This is a genomic window from Alteromonas sp. CI.11.F.A3 (assembly GCF_032925565.1).
Taxonomy (GTDB): domain Bacteria; phylum Pseudomonadota; class Gammaproteobacteria; order Enterobacterales; family Alteromonadaceae; genus Alteromonas.
The window spans coordinates 2792135-2809016 of sequence record NZ_CP136708.1 but is presented as its reverse complement, the minus strand read 5'-3'; the positions used below and the strand labels follow the sequence as shown (position 1 = coordinate 2809016).

Genomic DNA, 16882 nt, shown 5'->3' with positions numbered 1-16882 from the left:
TGCCTTTATAACTGATCTACCAGCCTGATTGCATCACCAATGTAGCTCGCTGGTGTTAATGCTTTAAGGTCAGCTTTTGCTGCTTCTGGCATGTCTAAGTTATCGATAAATTCAGCCACGATTTCAGCATTAACCTTTTTACCACGGGTTAACTCTTTCAATTTCTCGTAAGGCTTTTCAATACCGTAACGGCGCATTACCGTTTGAATTGGCTCTGCAAGTAATTCCCAGTTGTTATCAAGTTCATTCAACAAGCTTTGCTCGTTAACTTCCAACTTGCTAATACCTTTAAGGGTAGCTTGATAAGCGATAACCGCATAACCCACACCCACACCTAAATTACGAAGTACGGTAGAGTCGGTTAAATCACGCTGCCAGCGAGAAATAGGAAGCTTAGCGGCTAAGTGGTTAAAGATAGCGTTGGCTAGGCCTAAGTTACCTTCCGAGTTTTCAAAATCGATAGGGTTAACTTTATGCGGCATGGTTGAAGAACCAATTTCACCGGCAATAGTTTTTTGCTTAAAGTGGCCAAGGGCAATGTAACCCCACACATCACGATCGAAATCGATAAGAATGGTATTAAAGCGGGCTACTGCATCAAACAACTCAGCAATATAATCATGCGGTTCAATTTGCGTGGTGTATGGGTTCCACGACAAGCCTAGTGATGTTACAAACTTTTCAGACTCACTGTGCCAATCTACATCAGCGTAAGCAGACAAATGCGCATTGTAGTTACCTACAGCACCATTAATTTTGCCTAATATTTCTACGTTAGCAATTTGTGCGCGTTGACGCTTCAAACGCATTGCCACGTTAGCCATTTCCTTACCCATGGTAGAAGGAGAGGCAGGTTGGCCGTGTGTACGTGCCATCATTGGAATATGTTGGTATTCCTTGGCAAGTGCAATAAGGGCATCGATAAGCTTGTCGCAGTAAGGCAGTAACACAGTGTCACGGGCTTCGGTAAGCATAAGGCCGTGAGAAAGGTTGTTAATATCTTCAGACGTACATGCAAAGTGGATAAACTCGTTTACAGCAGATAATTCGCTGTTGCTAGCCACTTGTTCTTTTAGGAAGTATTCAACCGCTTTAACATCGTGGTTGGTGGTGCGCTCAATGTCTTTAATGCGCATGGCATCATCAACACTAAAGTTAGCCACAATAGCATCTAATAATGCGTTTGAGGTATCAGAAAACGCAGGAACTTCTTCAATTTTGGTGTTCGCCGATAGCATTTGCAGCCAACGTACTTCCACTTCAACACGGTATTTCAGTAAGCCGTACTCTGAAAAAATACTACGTAATTCTACGCTTTTTCCAGCATATCGACCATCGACAGGGGAAATTGCAGTTAACTGACTCAGTTCCACCTTCAGCTCCTTAACTAGTTTATCAGCCTGAGCGCCTTTACAGCACTATTTAAAATTTGTTTTCTGCGAAACAAAATGTTCCGACGTTTACCACCCATTTGACGCCACATTACCGCGGCGCGCACGCCAGCAAGTAATATAGCGCGAACTTTATGCTGCGTAGCCGGTTGGCCAAGATGGTCCGGATTGCCCGCTATTTGAATACGCGGTGCTAATGGACTAATAATATCGCTGTATATACTGGCCAAAGACGACACAATTTGTGGGTTTTGAAAGTCTACGTGCGCCAGCTGGCGCTGCACGTGAGAAATACGCTCTGCCAGCTCTTTCATGGCGGCAGGTTTGCGTGCGAGTTTTCTTTCAAGACCAAGAATGCTGGCAATATAACGGGTTAGCTCGGTGTCTTTGCTCTGTTGTTTATCTGACAGTTGTGCGAATAAGGTTTTATACCCAACCTCAAGGTTGCTTAACTTGCCGAACACTTGCTGCGGGTTTTCAGGGTCGGTAACCAATATACTGGAAAGACTCGCTTCTACCGCTTCCTCGTTTGCCGTGCCTTTTCTTGCAAGGCTTTGCACAAGTGCCGCCGACTGGCAAACACCAGCCAAGGCTAAATTATTTTCTACGTCGGTATCTAACATTAACGAATATAGCTCTCAATAATTCCGCCGCCTAAACACACTTCATCTAGGTAGAAAACGGCAGATTGACCAGGTGTAACCGCTTTTTGCGGTTCATCAAAAATGACTTCAATCATATCATCATTGATTGGCGCGATTGCGCAGGGAATATCAGTTTGACGATAACGAGTTTTAACCACAGCGCGCATAGGCTCTGTAATAGCAGTGCGGTCTACCCAATGCAGTTGTTTTGCCACCAAGCCTTTAGAGTATAGGCGAGGGTGGTCGGCACCTTGGCCTACAATTAATACATTGCGTGCTACGTCTTTATCTACCACGTACCAAGGTTCTTCGCCGTATTTTGCGTGGCCACCAATGTGCAGCCCTTTACGTTGACCTAAAGTGTGATACATCAAGCCTTCGTGTTTACCAATTTCTTCCCCTTCCGCGGTTTCAATAATACCGGGTTGGGCGGGTAAGTAACGGCCTAAAAAGTCTTTGAATTTACGCTCACCAATAAAACAGATGCCGGTGGAATCTTTCTTATCGTGCGTGATTAGCCCTTGTTCTTCAGCAATTTTGCGTACCAGTGGCTTTTCAATATCGCCCACTGGGAACAAGGTTTTCGCGACGTGTTCTTCACCTAGGGTATAGAGGAAGTAACTTTGATCTTTGTTTTCATCCAACCCACGCAATAGCTGCCACTTGCCATCTTGATGACGACGGCGCACGTAATGACCGGTAGCAATGTAGTCTGCCCCTAAATCTTCAGCAGCAAATTCAAGGAAAGCTTTAAACTTAATTTCCTTGTTGCACATAATATCGGGGTTGGGGGTTCTGCCTGCTTTATATTCTTCTAGGAAATACTCAAACACGTTATCCCAGTATTCAGCGGCAAAATTGATGGTGTGAAGCTCAATACCTAATTTGTCCGCTACGGCTTGTGCATCTTTTAAATCTTCGGCGGCTAAGCAATATTCATCATTATCATCTTCTTCCCAGTTCTTCATGAACAGGCCTTCCACCTGATAACCTTGCTGTAATAACAAGTAGGCAGAAACGGAAGAGTCGACGCCGCCGGACATTCCGACGATTACTTTTTTGCTCGCGTTTGATTCAATATCAGTCACAACGTAGATAACACTCATTTAGGTTGATTTCAGGGTGGCGGATTTTACCAGATAAAGCCCACCAATTCACATAATAAAGCGATTGTGTTCAATCGTTTTGCTTTCTCGACAAATTTTATTGTCGGGATGAGTAAATTGGTCGTTTAACATTGTATTTCAAGCGTGAAATTTCAATATTCAATAAACCAAAAAGCTATAACTAATAATGAACGCAATAGTCGTTAAGGTTCATCGTTATAGCGGTCTACAAAATGAGCCATACACTCGTTAGCGTTTGGTGAAATCAGCATTGTGTTACTACTACTGTTAGAAACACACGTACTTACCATTATCGATGCCATCAATGGTCCAGTTGCCCACGCGATAGCGCACCAAACGCAATGTAGGGAAACCAATGTGGGCGGTCATACGCCTGACTTGGCGGTTCCTGCCTTCACTGATTGTGATAGACAGCCAGCTAGTAGGAATAGTCTGTCGAAAACGAACTGGTGGGTTTCTGTCCCATAATTCAGGTGGTTCTATGGCCACAACCTTGGCTGGTTTGGTCATACCGTCTTTAAGCTCAACCCCGTTACGTAAGGCGTCTAGCGCTGCTTCGTTAGGAGTGCCTTCCACTTGCACCCAATAGGTTTTACTGGTTTTGGCCTCGGGGTGTGCCAGTTTATGTTGTAGCTTTCCGTCGTTAGTCAGCACCAATAACCCTTCGGAATCTCGGTCTAGTCGACCGGCAGCATATACCCCTGGTACATCAATATAATCTTTAAGGGTTTCTCGGCCATCTGCATCAGTAAATTGAGACAGTACTTGGAAAGGTTTGTTGAAAAGTACGATTTTGCTTTCGTTTGCCATGGTGTGAATAATTACTCTTATTCTTAGGATGTCTTCTATCACAAAAGCCTACCACAATGCGTGAAAAACTGCCCGAGTAAGACAAAGCTAAAACAATAAAGGGCATAAAAATGTGCGGGAAATTCGGCGAAATTCAGGCAAGTCGTCGGTTAAGACAATGGTATGACTTGTAACTAAAAGTTTCGACCTTATACTAATGTTCGCAGTTATAAAAATAACAGACTGCCCATTCGTGTTGAGTGCATGAAGGTTGCGCTAATCTCAGCACGAGGACGAAAACAACAAGTGGTTCTGCTGTTATGTGCAACAGAACATAAAACATCAATTACGTATCGTAGTGACCGAAGGCTTTTCACATGCTTTGTGTTAGTGCGACTAATGGACTAAAACGGTAGTACGCTACCGACAACATTGAGGTACATAATGACCAAGTCTAAGATCATCTATACTAAAACAGATGAAGCGCCAATGCTGGCGACGTACTCGTTGCTTCCTATTATTAAGAAGTTTGCTAGTGCTGCCGATGTTGAAGTAGAGCTAAGTGATATCTCTCTTGCAGCCCGTGTTTTGGCTACTTTCCCCGAGTTTCTTTCTGAAGAGCAACGTGTAACTGATACGTTATCTGAACTTGGTGAGATGACGCAAGACCCTGAAGCTAACATCATTAAGCTACCAAATGTAAGTGCGTCTATTCCTCAGTTACGCGCCACTATCGCTGAATTAAACGAAAAAGGTTTTAACGTACCTGCTTTCCCAGATTCGCCTAAAACTGACGAAGACCAAGAGATTCGTGAGCGTTACGGCAAGGTACTAGGTAGTGCAGTAAACCCTGTATTACGTGAAGGTAACTCAGATCGCCGTGCTCCTACTGCGGTTAAGAACTTTGCCCGTAAGCACCCGCATTCAATGGGCGAGTGGTCACAAGCATCTCGCACTCACGTAGCGCACATGCGCGGCGGCGACTTCTACTCAGGTGAAAAATCAGTAACGGTAGAAAAAGAAGGCCATGTAAGCATTGAATTTACCGGTAGTGACGGTAGCAAGAAAACCCTTAAGCCTAAGGTGAATTTGCTGGCTGGTGAAGTTATCGATGCAATGTACATGAGCAAGAAAGCACTGTGTGAATTCTTCGAAGAACAAATTGAAGACGCGAAAAACACCGGCGTTTTATTCTCGTTACACGTTAAAGCGACAATGATGAAGGTGTCTCACCCCATCGTATTTGGTCACTGCGTTAAAGTATTCTACAAAGATTTGTTTGAAAAATGGGGCGACCTTTTTGAAGAGCTAGGCGTTAACGCTAACAACGGTCTTGGTAGCGTATACGATAAAATTGCTAGTCTTCCTGAATCTCAGCGTTCTGAAATTCAAAAAGACATCAATGCTTGTTATGCCGACCGTCCACCTATCGCAATGGTGAACTCTGATAAAGGTATTTCTAACCTACATGTACCAAGTGATGTAATTGTAGATGCTTCTATGCCTGCAATGATCCGTAACTCTGGTCAAATGTGGGGACCAGATGGAAAGTCGCACGATACTAAAGCGGTTATTCCTGAAAGCACGTACGCGACTATTTACCAAGAAGTGATCAACTTCTGTAAAACCCATGGTGCATTCGATCCAACAACAATGGGTACAGTACCTAACGTTGGTTTGATGGCGCAGAAAGCGGAAGAATACGGTTCACACGATAAAACGTTTGAAATGGAAGCTGACGGTACGGTACAAGTTGTTGATCAAGACGGTAACGTATTGATGGAACATGCTGTTGAAGAAGGCGATATCTGGCGTATGTGTCAGGTGAAAGATGCACCTATTCAAGACTGGGTTAAGCTAGCGGTTACTCGTGCACGCCAATCTGGTATGCCAGCAGTATTTTGGTTAGATGACGAGCGTGCTCACGATGCACAGCTAATCACTAAAGTAGAGACTTACTTAAAAGACCACGATACGTCAGGTTTAGACATTTCTATCATGGCACCTGTTCGCGCTATCCGTTTCAGCATGGAACGTGCAATTCGCGGCCTAGACACTATTTCAGTAACCGGTAACGTGCTACGTGACTACCTTACTGACTTGTTCCCAATTCTTGAGCTTGGCACCAGCGCTAAAATGCTTTCAATTGTGCCTCTAATGGCAGGCGGCGGTTTGTATGAAACTGGCGCTGGTGGTAGTGCACCAAAGCACGTTCAACAGTTTGTTGAAGAAGGGCATTTACGTTGGGATTCACTCGGTGAGTTCTTAGCGCTAGCGGTTTCACTTGAAGACGTGGCGATTAAGCACGACAACAAGAAAGCGAAAATTATTGCTACTGCGTTAGATAAAGCGACGGAAACATTGCTAAATAATGGTAAGTCACCAATGCGTAAAGCTGGCCAGCTAGATAACCGTGGTAGCCACGTTTATCTTGGTTTGTACTGGGCAGAAGAAGTGGCTAACCAAACTGAAGACGCTGATTTAGCGGCCCAGTTTAAAGCGGTATATGACGAATTATCGGCAAAAATCGATACTATCATTACTGAGATTGATGAATCTCAAGGTAAGCCTCAAGATATCGGTGGTTACTACTACCCTGATTCAGCGAAACTAGAAGCGACTATGTCACCTAGTGAAACGTTGAAAGCGATTCTTAACGCTTAATAAAATTAAATAGGCTGCTGATATTTTAGTAACCTAATTTTTAAAAGCGCCCCTGACCAAATAGTCAGGGGCGCTTTTTTTTATAAATATTAAAATTTAAAAAAAAGTTACTAGTGAAAATATTCCAGAATATTTACTTAGCTTTATGCTTATTAATTTTAGTTTTTTACTGGTTAGCGCGATTTAATCTAAAAATATGGGTAAGCAGAAAAGTAAATTATCTGAATTAAGCTCAGAATATTTAAAAATAAGTAATAATTAAAAGAAGTGTTGGGAGGAAATAAATAAAATTTAATAAAAAGAGTAGGCCATACAGCTCTATGAGAGTGAACGATTGTCGACTCCCTAAGAAAAAACCCACTGCTGCCTTAATTGGCAACAACAGGCTTCTGTAGAATTTTTTTGGTGTTACTTAACGCTCTGGTTCTTCTTTAAAGCCTATGTTTTCGGCGTGTAGGCCTTTAGGGCCCTGTTGCACGTCATACGTGACTTCTTGACCAGCTTTAAGTGAGCGATATCCTTCCATCTGGATAGTTGAGTAGTGTGCGAAAATATCTTCACCACCATCTTCAGGTACAATAAAACCAAATCCTTTCGCGTTGTTAAACCATTTAACTTTGCCAATCGCCATACTTCGACTTCCTCTTAATCCTTGAACTAACACGATTATGCCCCCACAATATAATTGAAGGCAGTGTGACGTGTTTTGAAAACAACAACGTCACCCCTAAAATGTAGATTTTTTAACCATATTATGTCAAGAGCAAATGTGAATTAATTTTATCCTAAAGTTAGTGAGACATCTGCCAACAAAGCACTATTATTAATTATGAGTAGAGACAACGCCATTAGCATCGAAAGGGAAAAACTCAAAGACGCGCAGCGCCAAAAAACGCAGCCGCCGCCAATGTATAAAGTGTTGTTGAACAACGACGATTACACGCCAATGGACTTTGTAATTGAAGTGCTCATACAATTTTTTAATATGGATGCTGAGAAAGCGCATCAAATAATGCTAACAGTACACTACCAAGGTAAGGCGGTTTGTGGCATTTTTACTGCTGAGATAGCAGAAACCAAGGTGATGCAGGTGAATCAGTATGCACGTAAGCACAGTCATCCGCTTATGTGTACTATGGAACAGGCGTAAGTCAATTTGTAGAGGGCGAGCGATATGTTAAATAAAGAATTAGAACAAACGTTGAATGATGCGTTTGTATTTGCCAGAGAACACCGCCATGAGTTTATGACGGTCGAGCATTTATTGCTGGCGCTACTTGATAACTCGGCAGCCCGTGAAGCACTGCATGCCTGTGGTGCGGATATTGAAGCAATTAAAAGTGAGCTGATCTCTTTCGTTAAAGACACTACCCCGTTGATTCTTGACGAGCAAATGAACGAACGAGAAACCCAGCCTACTTTAGGTTTTCAGCGCGTGCTCCAACGTGCAGTCTTCCATGTGCAATCATCTGGTAAAGAAGAAGTTACTGGTGCCAATGTACTAGTCGCTATTTTCAGTGAGCAAGAGTCTCAAGCCGTTTTCATTCTTAAAAAGTCTGATGTAACCCGCTTAGATATCGTTAACTTCATTAGTCATGGTGTAAGTAAAGCCGAAGACGACGCACCCATTAATTCAGATTCTGGTGAAGAAGGTGATGGTGCGGAAGAAAGTGGGTCGGCATTAAGTAAGTACGCTACCGATTTAAATCGCCATGCCAAAGAAGGCAAAGTAGACCCATTAATTGGACGCGATAAAGAAGTAGAGCGTACTATTCAAATTTTGTGTCGTCGTAGAAAGAATAACCCGCTATTGGTGGGTGAAGCTGGCGTAGGTAAAACCGCTATTGCTGAAGGGTTGGCCTATCGCATTGTCAACGAAGACGTGCCTGAGGTTATCAGTAACAGTACCGTTTACTCGCTAGATTTAGGTGGCCTGCTAGCCGGTACTAAATACCGTGGTGATTTCGAGAAACGCTTAAAAGCGATATTGAAAGAATTGTCGAAAGACGAAGACGCTATTTTGTTTATTGATGAAATTCATACCATCATTGGTGCGGGTGCAGCATCTGGCGGTGTTATGGATGCATCTAACTTGCTGAAGCCTAAGCTTTCAAGCGGCGAACTTCGTTGTATTGGTTCAACAACTTATCAGGAATACCAAGGTATTTTTGAAAAAGACAGAGCCTTGGCCCGTCGTTTCCAAAAAGTGGATGTGACTGAGCCAAGCGTTAGTGATACCACTAAAATTCTACTTGGCCTTAAAAGCCGATATGAAGATCATCACAACGTACGCTACACGCAAAAAGCTATTCAGGCGGCAGCCGAGCTATCGGCTAAGTACATTAACGAACGTCATTTGCCCGATAAGGCGATTGACGTAATGGACGAAGCCGGGGCAAGCCAGCGCTTGTTGCCACAATCGAAGCGTAAGAAAACGATTGGGGTAGGGGATATTGAGCAGATTATTGCGAAAATGGCCCGAATTCCTGAAAAGTCTGTGTCAGCGTCTGACAAAGAAGTACTTAAGAACCTTGGCCGTAACCTTAAAATGATGGTGTTTGGCCAAGACAAGGCCATAGAGACGCTTAACGATGCTATTTTGCTATCGCGTTCTGGGTTAGGTGCTGAAGAAAAACCAATCGGTAGTTTCTTGTTTGCAGGGCCTACGGGCGTTGGTAAAACCGAAGTTACGCAGCAACTCGCTAAAATTATGGGCGTTGAATTGGTTCGTTTCGATATGTCTGAGTACATGGAGCGCCACGCGGTGAGCCGTTTGATTGGTGCACCTCCAGGTTATGTGGGTTTTGAGCAAGGTGGATTGTTAACCGATGCTGTGATCAAAAACCCATACTCTGTGGTACTGCTAGATGAAATCGAGAAAGCGCACAGTGATATCTACAACATTCTGTTGCAGGTAATGGATCACGGTACGCTTACCGACAACAATGGCCGTAAAGTAGACTTCAGAAATGTTGTATTGGTAATGACGACCAATGCGGGTGTGCAGGAAACGGTGCGCAAGTCTATTGGCTTTAAACAGCAAGATCATAGCCACGATGCGCTATCTGAAATCAATAAGGTGTTTACCCCTGAATTCAGAAACCGTCTAGACGGCATTATTTGGTTTAATCACCTAGATGCTGAGGTTATCTTACAGGTTGTCGATAAGTTCATAATTGAGCTTCAGGCGCAGCTGGACGTGAAAGGTGTATCTTTAGAGGTTACCCCTGCAGCTAGAGCTTATTTAGCCGAGAAGGGCTACGACAAGTCCATGGGTGCGCGTCCTATGTCTCGCTTAATCAAAGAAGAGATTAAGAAAGAGCTAGCGAACGAATTGCTGTTTGGTGAATTAACTAAAGGCGGCGACGTTAAAGTAGATTTGAACGACGATAAGTTGGAGTTTGAATATTCAGGCGTTGACGCGGTTAAGGAAGAAACCGAGTCTAGCTAACACCTAGTGAACTTGTTTTATTAAACGTTTAATGTCGATTTTAAAATGCTGCACCTGAAAGGGTGTGGCATTTTTTTGTGTCTTTTATAATAAAACATTCGAGCGTTTAATGTTGAAGGCGAAAGTCGTTAAATTTGCGTTTAATAAGTCGTTTCATTACATGTTGACGCAAAGTGCCCAATTTCCAACGCCAAGCATCTAATGCTCAATACCAAATGCTAAGCACTAAACGCTAAACTAGGCATTAACATCTGGCGCTAGCAACAGGCGTTAACAACAGGCGCAAAGACATCGCTAAATACCATCGCAGACCATAACCAGACACAGACAAAAAAGCCCAATGATTTACATTGGGCTTTTTTTTTGGAATGCGTTGACCGCTTAATGGCTCATTATCTGGCGCGATAAATGATACGACCTTTTGTTAGGTCATAAGGAGTCATCTCAACAGTGACCTTATCGCCAGTAAGAATTCGGATATAGTTTTTACGCATCTTACCAGAAATGTGTGCTGTCACTACGTGACCATTCTCTAGTTCAACACGGAACATAGTATTAGGTAGGGTGTCTTGAACCGTACCTTCCATTTCAATACAATCTTCTTTTGCCATGTAAAGCAGTTACCTCAGTAATTCAAATTTTTTGCCGCGCAGACATTAACCAATCTTGCCTTGCGTGTAAAGCGATTAAGCAGGTTTTTTATCAAAACGGTGCCATTTGTTGCCAGAAAATTGCTCATAAGGGTAAAATTTGTGCTTATAAGACATTTTTTGACATTCTTCTACATAATACCCTAAGTATACGAAATCTCGTTCTTGTTGCTTTGCCTGTTCGATTTGCATCATGATCATCCACGTCCCAAGAGACGATGAATGGTAATCAGGATCGTAAAAAGTATAAAGTGCCGATAAGGCTTGATGCTCTTCACCATTGTCGATGGTGTCTGTTACTGCCACCGCAATTAACGTATCGCCATCGTAGGCTTCAATAAACTGTGGGCGTTTCCATTCGCACAAAATAAAGTTTTCAAACTGTTCGCTAGAAGGCGGGTACATGCTGCCATCGGTGTGACGGGCGCAAATGTACTTCTCGTACAACGGGTAATATAAATGATTGGCGCTCTTGGCGCTGGTTACCACAAAATGCTGATTGCGATTAAGAATGCGTTTTTGACTTTTCGAAGGACGAAACGTAACCACAGGTATTCTTACCGATTCACAGGCATGACAGTCTGGGCAGTGTGGGCGGTAGATTTGCTCGCCACTGCGTCTAAACCCTACTTGAATAAGTTGACCGTAACGCCACGCAAGCTGGTTATCTGATTCAGCATAAACCAGTAATTGTTCTTGTTGATTGGGCAAATAGCTACAATCAAAAGATTGCGTAATTCCAAATCTCACGGTGTGATAACCTGCGGGTGCCACTGATGCTTGTATTCATCAGTCAAAGAGCCTTCATCGGTTAGAGTGTGGTTGCTAGTCTGCAGTTTTTCAATAAATTCGTTACGGAAAATGGTTTTCGCACCTAGCGAGCTAAGATGCTCCGTTGGCAACTGACAATCAATGAATGCCATCTTGTTACGTTTCATGTGCTCAACCAACGCTAGCATAGCCAATTTAGAGGTATTGCTTTGTTTGTGAAACATAGACTCACCGCAATACACTTTCCCTACACCAACGCCGTATAAGCCTCCTACCAGCTCTTCACCATCCCACACTTCAACAGAATGGGCTAAACCAAGCTGATGCAAATAGCTATAGGCTTTTTGCATGTCATCGGTTATCCAGGTGTCTTGACTGGGGGCTTGTGAATTAGGGTTCTTACGAGGAATATTGGCACAGGCATTAATTACCGAATCGAATGCATTATTAAGAGTGACCTTGTAGCGCTTTTGTCGAGCTAGCTTGCGTAAACTTTTTGAACACACAAAATCATCTAATTCGATAATAGAGCGTGGGTTAGGTGACCACCACAGCAAGGGTTCATCATCGCTAAACCAAGGGAATATACCGCTAGAATAGGCCGAAAAAAGACGCTGGGCGCTAAGATCTGCGCCAAAGGCTAATAGGCCGTTTGGATCGTCAAGTGCTTCAGATACAGGGGGGAAGGGTGTATCAATGTCTAAATAAGGCAGCGCTATCATAAAAGGAAAGACATCAAGCCCTGAAAATTACAGTGCAGGGCTTGAAATCAAACAAGGCTTAGCCTTGCTCAGGCATAAAGCCATCTAGGAATTTTTCTGCATCTAACGCGGCCATACAGCCCGTTCCCGCAGACGTTATTGCTTGACGATAAATATGATCGCTCACATCACCGGCCGCAAATACCCCTTCAACACTGGTTTGTGTAGCATTGCCATGTAGGCCGCTATTTACCACAATGTAGCCGTCTTTCATTTCAAGCTGTTCAGCAAAAATGTCAGTATTTGGCTTGTGACCGATTGCCACGAAAAGACCCATTACATCAAGTTCTTCAGTTGCTTCGCCATCGGTTTCTTTAATGCGAATTTTCGTCACACCCATTTCGTCACCCATGACTTCATCAAGGGTACGGTCTAAGTGTAATACCACATTGCCATTTTCAGCTTTGTCGCGAAGACGCTGCTCAAGGATTTTTTCACTACGGAAAGTATCACGACGATGCACAACGTGAACTTCAGATGCAATGTTAGATAAATACAAGGCTTCTTCAACGGCCGTGTTACCACCGCCAATGACCGCTACTTTTTGGTTGCGATAGAAAAAGCCGTCACAGGTAGCACAGGCCGAAACCCCTTTACCCATAAACGCTTGCTCAGATTCCATACCAAGATATTTAGCAGATGCACCTGTAGCAATTATTAAGGCGTCACACGTGTACGTGCCACTGTCACCATAAAGGGTGAAAGGACGCTTAGTTAAGTCTGTCTTGTTAATATGGTCGAAGATAATTTCAGTATCGAACTTCTCTGCATGCTTTTGCATACGAACCATAAGGTCAGGACCCGTTAGTCCTTCAGGATCGCCTGGCCAGTTTTCTACTTCTGTGGTCGTAGTAAGCTGTCCGCCTTGCTGGATCCCCGTTAAAAGCACAGGTTCTAGATTTGCTCTAGCTGCATACACTGCCGCTGAGTAGCCTGCTGGGCCCGATCCTAAAATAAGTAGGCGAACATGTCTGTTATCTGCCATTTGTATCTCCAACTAATGCCCATTTATCCGGGCTGAATTCTGCTATAATTTTGAAACGAAACTTGCTAACTGTCTGTCGCAGTAGCCAACTGTCGCTATAGGTAGCTAGGTAAGGACTGAACCTTGCTTTTTCAACTGCTAATCGGCCAATACCTTCGAAAAACACGATACCTTCGGAAAATAGCATTGAAAGAAGGGCATTATGATGCCTTCATGATGATGAAAAGTCACCCATCTGATGTGCTTGGCTATCATTAATTAGGTAATTAATGTTGTTTTTAAATTATTTATAATGAAAAGCGGCGTTATTGCGACGAACTTGCGTTGTATTAGACGAAATTCGTATTACAATTCATGTTGTAGCAATACGTTAAATCTGTGCTTTAGAAATCAGTGTTTGGCACCATATTAATGCTATGTATGTTAACGCCAAGTATGTAACGCCTAGTATTGGGGTTATAATTAAGTATTAGTGTTATCACTGGGCTTTTTTGCAAAAACAACGTTTAAATAAACATGACGTTTATACTTATTATAATCACGATATATCCGGCGTTAAAACAGCGCCAACTGGCCGGCGTTAAAGCAGCGCTAACCTGCTATTGAATACCAAGTATAAGGCATCCAGAGTGCGCTACTTACTGAAGTGAAACGAGGTGGTTTATGTCACAGTCTGTGATTACAATGCTAAAAGATGGCCAGCACTATATGAAAACTTGGCCCGTCAAAAAAGAACTGTATGCCTACTTCCCCGAATGCCGGGTAGTTGCCGCCACGCGTTTTGCTATTAAAACCATGCCGCCTGTGGCAATACTTTCGTGTGCATTGTTACTTCAGAATATGGGCACAGACTATATTCCGCAAACCATCACCATAGGTGCTTTCTTTTTAAGCCTTCCGCTACAAGGGTTATTGTGGTTGGGTCATCGTTCAAACCAATACCTACCACCGCAATTAAACAGCTGGTATCAAGATATTCACAGTAAAATGCGATCAGAAGGTTGCAACGTATCGTCGGTTAAATCGAAACCGAAATATAAAGAGTTAGCAGCGTTACTCAAAACCGCATTTAACGATTTAGATAACGTATTTACTAAACATTGGTTCCGCTAAAATCCCGTTAGGTTCTGCTGTGCCCAGGTATGTTTGCTAGCTAGCGGGTTAATTTACAAAGTAACTGACTAACTGAATAAACAGCTAACTCACCATTTTCTCTTCTACAAGCACGCCATTACATTTTCGGCACTTGTACTGCGCCCCTTTCAAAATTTTATTATGTCGTCTTATTGTCAGCTGGTGTGAACTGCAAAGGCAGGCATAGCTGAACTGCTTGCCAATAACGCCTTCAACATCAAAACTGTGGGTAGCTTTAGCCGGACGGTTAAACACATCAATCATAATGGCTTGCCATTCCACGCCGTGGGGCTTTACCTTCTTGAACAACTGCCAAGTAAGCAAATGACTCACTTCATGAGGAATAACATCTTCTATGAATTCCTGTTCGTTCTGTTTAAATAATTCGGGGTGCAAATTAATGCGATTTTGTTGTAGAAACGCGGTGCCAGCATTTTTACCAGAGCGTCTAAAGGTAAGCGCAGGGCGGGGAAATGTACGCTTAAAATATTTATCAGCGCGTTGGTAGCAGCCTTCTACAGCATCAGCAATATGCTGACGCTGTAGAGAGGTTAAATCATGGCTTGCTATGGTAGTACCTTAACTGAGTTACTAATTATTCTACTTGGCACTGCAAGCAAAGAATATAGGTACCCATGGGATCGTTCAGTTCGTTAAAGATATCGAACTCGCCAAGTACTCGTTTAAATTCATTGATTAACGCAGAGTCTGAATTAGCAAACTGCCACTTTCCAACAAACGTAAAGGCTTGACCAAAGAACTCTTTCCAAAACAGCTCTTGTGCTGAAAGTGTACGCTGAACATAGAAAGTGTCGTAGTTATCTAGTGCAGCGAATTCTGCCGCCGCATTAACCGCGTCTTCTAACGTACCTAGCTCATCAACTAATCCAAGCTCTAGGGCGTCGGTACCAATCCATACACGACCTTGTGCAACGTCATCTACTTCATCTACCGTCATATCTCGAGCGTTCGATACTAAAGATAGGAAGTTGCCGTAACTCGTTTCAACATTACGTTGCAAAATTTGGCCAAATTCTGGCGCAAGAGGGCGTACTGCTGAAAAGCCTGCTAGTTCATTCGAGCCAACGCCATCACTGTGAATGCCTAAGTAATCAAGCGAGTTTTCGTATGTCATAAACATACCGAATACCCCGATAGAGCCAGTAATAGTGCTTGGGCTAGCAAATATGCGGTCAGCGTTTGCTGCAATCCAGTAACCGCCTGATGCAGCATACGTGCTCATAGAAACCACAACCGGTTTACCTGCGTTTTTCAACTCAAGTACTTCTTGGCGAATAATCTCTGAACCTAATGTGCTGCCCCCTGGCGAATCTATTTGCAGTACTACTGCTTTAACGTTTTCATCTAAACGTGCTTTACGCAATAAGCGTGCGGTACTGTCGCCGCCAATGGTGCCGGCTTTTTGATTGCCGTTTAAAATAGTGCCCTTTGCTACTACAATCGCAACTTGGTCGATGTCACTGTTGATAGAAGGTAGGGGAGGATTAACGACTTTTAAGTAGGTGTTAAAGTGAGTGACGTTAACACCGTGATTGTCTTCGTTTTCGCCCACAAGATCAGTAAGTTCTACGCGAACATCTTCACGGGTTTTAAGTGCATCTACCCAATTATTTTGTAAAGCGTAATTGGCAAAATCACCGCCAGCTTGTTCAAACTTAGCCAACAAGCCTTCTAGTGTTTCATCAAAGTTGGAAAGCGGAATGCCACGGGCAGCGGCAACGTCTTCTTTATATTGCTGCCAGTAACCGTCTAACCATTTACGCTCAGCTTCTTTAGCTGCTTCAGACATATCGTTGCGAATAAGTGGTTCTACGGCAGACTTATAAGTACCTACACGGAAAATGTGCGTAGTCACTTTAAGCTTTTCCAAGAAATCTTTGAAATACATGCCATAACGACCATAGCCATCTAGCAGTAATGAACCCATAGGATTGAGATAAACCTGATTCGCATGCGCTGCAAGGTAGTACTGTTCTTTGGTGTAATAATCACCAATGGCATACACAGGCTTTTCAGAGGTTTTAAAATCGTTGATGGCTCGCGCTACCGTGCGAAGTTTATCTAAACCGCCGCCAGATAAACCTTGAAGGTCTAATACTAATGCTTTAATCCGTCGGTCTTGCTTAGCGTTTTCAATAACTTTTACCACATCACGCACAAGTACTTCTGGATTGTCAGGCTCTGAACCCATGGCATCTTGTAAAAACTGTTCAAACGGGTCGACAGTTTCTTTTTCAATAACAAGTTGTCCGTTCAAGGTAAGTAAAAGCGCACTATTGGCTTTTACCGTAAGTTGGTCATCTTCTTGAGAGGTAATCGCGATGATTATGCCAACAAAAATCACCAGAAAAATGACGTTGAAAAAAAGCTTACGGGTGAAGTTTAAAACCGTCCACAGGCCAATAAATAAGGATTTAGTCCAGTTTCCTTTGGCTGCCATAAATTACATTACCTTCTGTTTGTTTAACTCTATTATGTTACCGAATCGAAACTA

Annotated in this window: 15 protein-coding genes; 4 read left to right on the top strand and 11 right to left on the bottom strand. The window is 43.1% G+C overall.

Annotated features, from left to right (window positions below; all coding sequences use genetic code 11):
- Nucleotides 1-5 precede the first annotated feature (5 nt).
- From purB to R1T43_RS12135, 4 genes are all read right to left on the bottom strand, one after another.
- The gene (gene purB / locus R1T43_RS12150) at nt 6-1373 is read right to left on the bottom strand and encodes an adenylosuccinate lyase (RefSeq protein ID WP_317349182.1); all 1368 of its coding nucleotides are present in this window, start codon (nt 1371-1373) and stop codon (nt 6-8) included.
- 14 nt (nt 1374-1387) lie between these two features.
- The gene (hflD, locus tag R1T43_RS12145; RefSeq protein WP_317349180.1) at nt 1388-2014 is read right to left on the bottom strand and encodes a high frequency lysogenization protein HflD; all 627 of its coding nucleotides are present in this window, start codon (nt 2012-2014) and stop codon (nt 1388-1390) included.
- The gene (mnmA, locus tag R1T43_RS12140) at nt 2014-3141 is read right to left on the bottom strand and encodes a tRNA 2-thiouridine(34) synthase MnmA (RefSeq protein WP_156501790.1); all 1128 of its coding nucleotides are present in this window, start codon (nt 3139-3141) and stop codon (nt 2014-2016) included. The genes hflD and mnmA overlap by 1 nt, the downstream gene beginning before the upstream one ends.
- A 288-nt stretch (nt 3142-3429) precedes the next feature.
- Nucleotides 3430-3972: an rRNA large subunit pseudouridine synthase E gene (locus tag R1T43_RS12135; protein WP_317355804.1), complete on the bottom strand. Its 543-nt coding sequence runs from the start codon at nt 3970-3972 to the stop codon at nt 3430-3432.
- A 423-nt stretch (nt 3973-4395) separates the two neighbouring features.
- Between R1T43_RS12135 and R1T43_RS12130 the strand changes: the two genes are divergently transcribed.
- Nucleotides 4396-6615: an NADP-dependent isocitrate dehydrogenase gene (locus tag R1T43_RS12130; RefSeq protein WP_211070761.1), complete on the top strand. Its 2220-nt coding sequence runs from the start codon at nt 4396-4398 to the stop codon at nt 6613-6615.
- 412 nt (nt 6616-7027) lie between these two features.
- On the opposite strand, the gene cspD is transcribed toward R1T43_RS12130, so the two are convergent.
- A complete protein-coding gene (cspD, locus tag R1T43_RS12125) occupies nt 7028-7246 on the bottom strand; it encodes a cold shock domain-containing protein CspD (RefSeq protein ID WP_013784394.1) in 219 nt (72 codons plus the stop codon).
- A 198-nt stretch (nt 7247-7444) separates the two neighbouring features.
- Between cspD and clpS the strand changes: the two genes are divergently transcribed.
- Nucleotides 7445-7765: an ATP-dependent Clp protease adapter ClpS gene (clpS, locus tag R1T43_RS12120; RefSeq protein WP_057792270.1), complete on the top strand. Its 321-nt coding sequence runs from the start codon at nt 7445-7447 to the stop codon at nt 7763-7765.
- Nucleotides 7766-7789: 24 nt separating this feature from the next.
- Nucleotides 7790-10066, top strand: coding sequence for an ATP-dependent Clp protease ATP-binding subunit ClpA (gene clpA, locus R1T43_RS12115; protein ID WP_057792268.1), 2277 nt, complete (start codon nt 7790-7792; stop codon nt 10064-10066).
- 392 nt (nt 10067-10458) lie between these two features.
- Here clpA and infA read toward each other — a convergent pair whose 3' ends face one another.
- From infA to trxB, 4 genes are all read right to left on the bottom strand, one after another.
- Entirely contained in the window at nt 10459-10677 is a 219-nt protein-coding gene (gene infA / locus R1T43_RS12110; protein WP_013784390.1) for a translation initiation factor IF-1, read from the bottom strand.
- Between the two features lie 75 nt (nt 10678-10752).
- Nucleotides 10753-11466: an arginyltransferase gene (locus R1T43_RS12105; RefSeq protein WP_211070763.1), complete on the bottom strand. Its 714-nt coding sequence runs from the start codon at nt 11464-11466 to the stop codon at nt 10753-10755.
- Nucleotides 11463-12209: a leucyl/phenylalanyl-tRNA--protein transferase gene (aat, locus tag R1T43_RS12100; protein ID WP_317349174.1), complete on the bottom strand. Its 747-nt coding sequence runs from the start codon at nt 12207-12209 to the stop codon at nt 11463-11465. The genes R1T43_RS12105 and aat overlap by 4 nt, the downstream gene beginning before the upstream one ends.
- A gap of 58 nt (nt 12210-12267) precedes the next feature.
- Complete coding sequence (trxB, locus tag R1T43_RS12095) at nt 12268-13233, bottom strand: thioredoxin-disulfide reductase (protein WP_211070764.1); 966 nt, start codon at nt 13231-13233, stop codon at nt 12268-12270.
- A 663-nt stretch (nt 13234-13896) separates the two neighbouring features.
- Here trxB and yfbV point away from each other — a divergent pair.
- Nucleotides 13897-14346 (top strand): terminus macrodomain insulation protein YfbV, encoded by a 450-nt coding sequence (gene yfbV / locus R1T43_RS12090; RefSeq protein ID WP_211070765.1) that lies wholly within the window; start codon nt 13897-13899, stop codon nt 14344-14346.
- An 84-nt stretch (nt 14347-14430) separates the two neighbouring features.
- On the opposite strand, the gene R1T43_RS12085 is transcribed toward yfbV, so the two are convergent.
- Entirely contained in the window at nt 14431-14898 is a 468-nt protein-coding gene (locus R1T43_RS12085) for a SprT family zinc-dependent metalloprotease (RefSeq protein WP_317355801.1), read from the bottom strand.
- A gap of 64 nt (nt 14899-14962) precedes the next feature.
- The gene (gene sppA, locus R1T43_RS12080) at nt 14963-16828 is read right to left on the bottom strand and encodes a signal peptide peptidase SppA (RefSeq protein WP_317349171.1); all 1866 of its coding nucleotides are present in this window, start codon (nt 16826-16828) and stop codon (nt 14963-14965) included.
- Nucleotides 16829-16882: the final 54 nt, after the last annotated feature.

Coding starts and splice junctions, on each gene's coding strand:
- hflD (WP_317349180.1), bottom strand. CDS start 2,014: ATGTTAGATACCGACGTAGAAAATAATTTAGCCTTGGCTGGTGTTTGC.
- mnmA (WP_156501790.1), bottom strand. CDS start 3,141: ATGAGTGTTATCTACGTTGTGACTGATATTGAATCAAACGCGAGCAAA.
- R1T43_RS12135 (WP_317355804.1), bottom strand. CDS start 3,972: ATGGCAAACGAAAGCAAAATCGTACTTTTCAACAAACCTTTCCAAGTA.
- R1T43_RS12130 (WP_211070761.1), top strand. CDS start 4,396: ATGACCAAGTCTAAGATCATCTATACTAAAACAGATGAAGCGCCAATG.
- cspD (WP_013784394.1), bottom strand. CDS start 7,246: ATGGCGATTGGCAAAGTTAAATGGTTTAACAACGCGAAAGGATTTGGT.
- clpS (WP_057792270.1), top strand. CDS start 7,445: ATGAGTAGAGACAACGCCATTAGCATCGAAAGGGAAAAACTCAAAGAC.
- clpA (WP_057792268.1), top strand. CDS start 7,790: ATGTTAAATAAAGAATTAGAACAAACGTTGAATGATGCGTTTGTATTT.
- infA (WP_013784390.1), bottom strand. CDS start 10,677: ATGGCAAAAGAAGATTGTATTGAAATGGAAGGTACGGTTCAAGACACC.
- aat (WP_317349174.1), bottom strand. CDS start 12,209: ATGATAGCGCTGCCTTATTTAGACATTGATACACCCTTCCCCCCTGTA.
- trxB (WP_211070764.1), bottom strand. CDS start 13,233: ATGGCAGATAACAGACATGTTCGCCTACTTATTTTAGGATCGGGCCCA.
- yfbV (WP_211070765.1), top strand. CDS start 13,897: ATGTCACAGTCTGTGATTACAATGCTAAAAGATGGCCAGCACTATATG.
- sppA (WP_317349171.1), bottom strand. CDS start 16,828: ATGGCAGCCAAAGGAAACTGGACTAAATCCTTATTTATTGGCCTGTGG.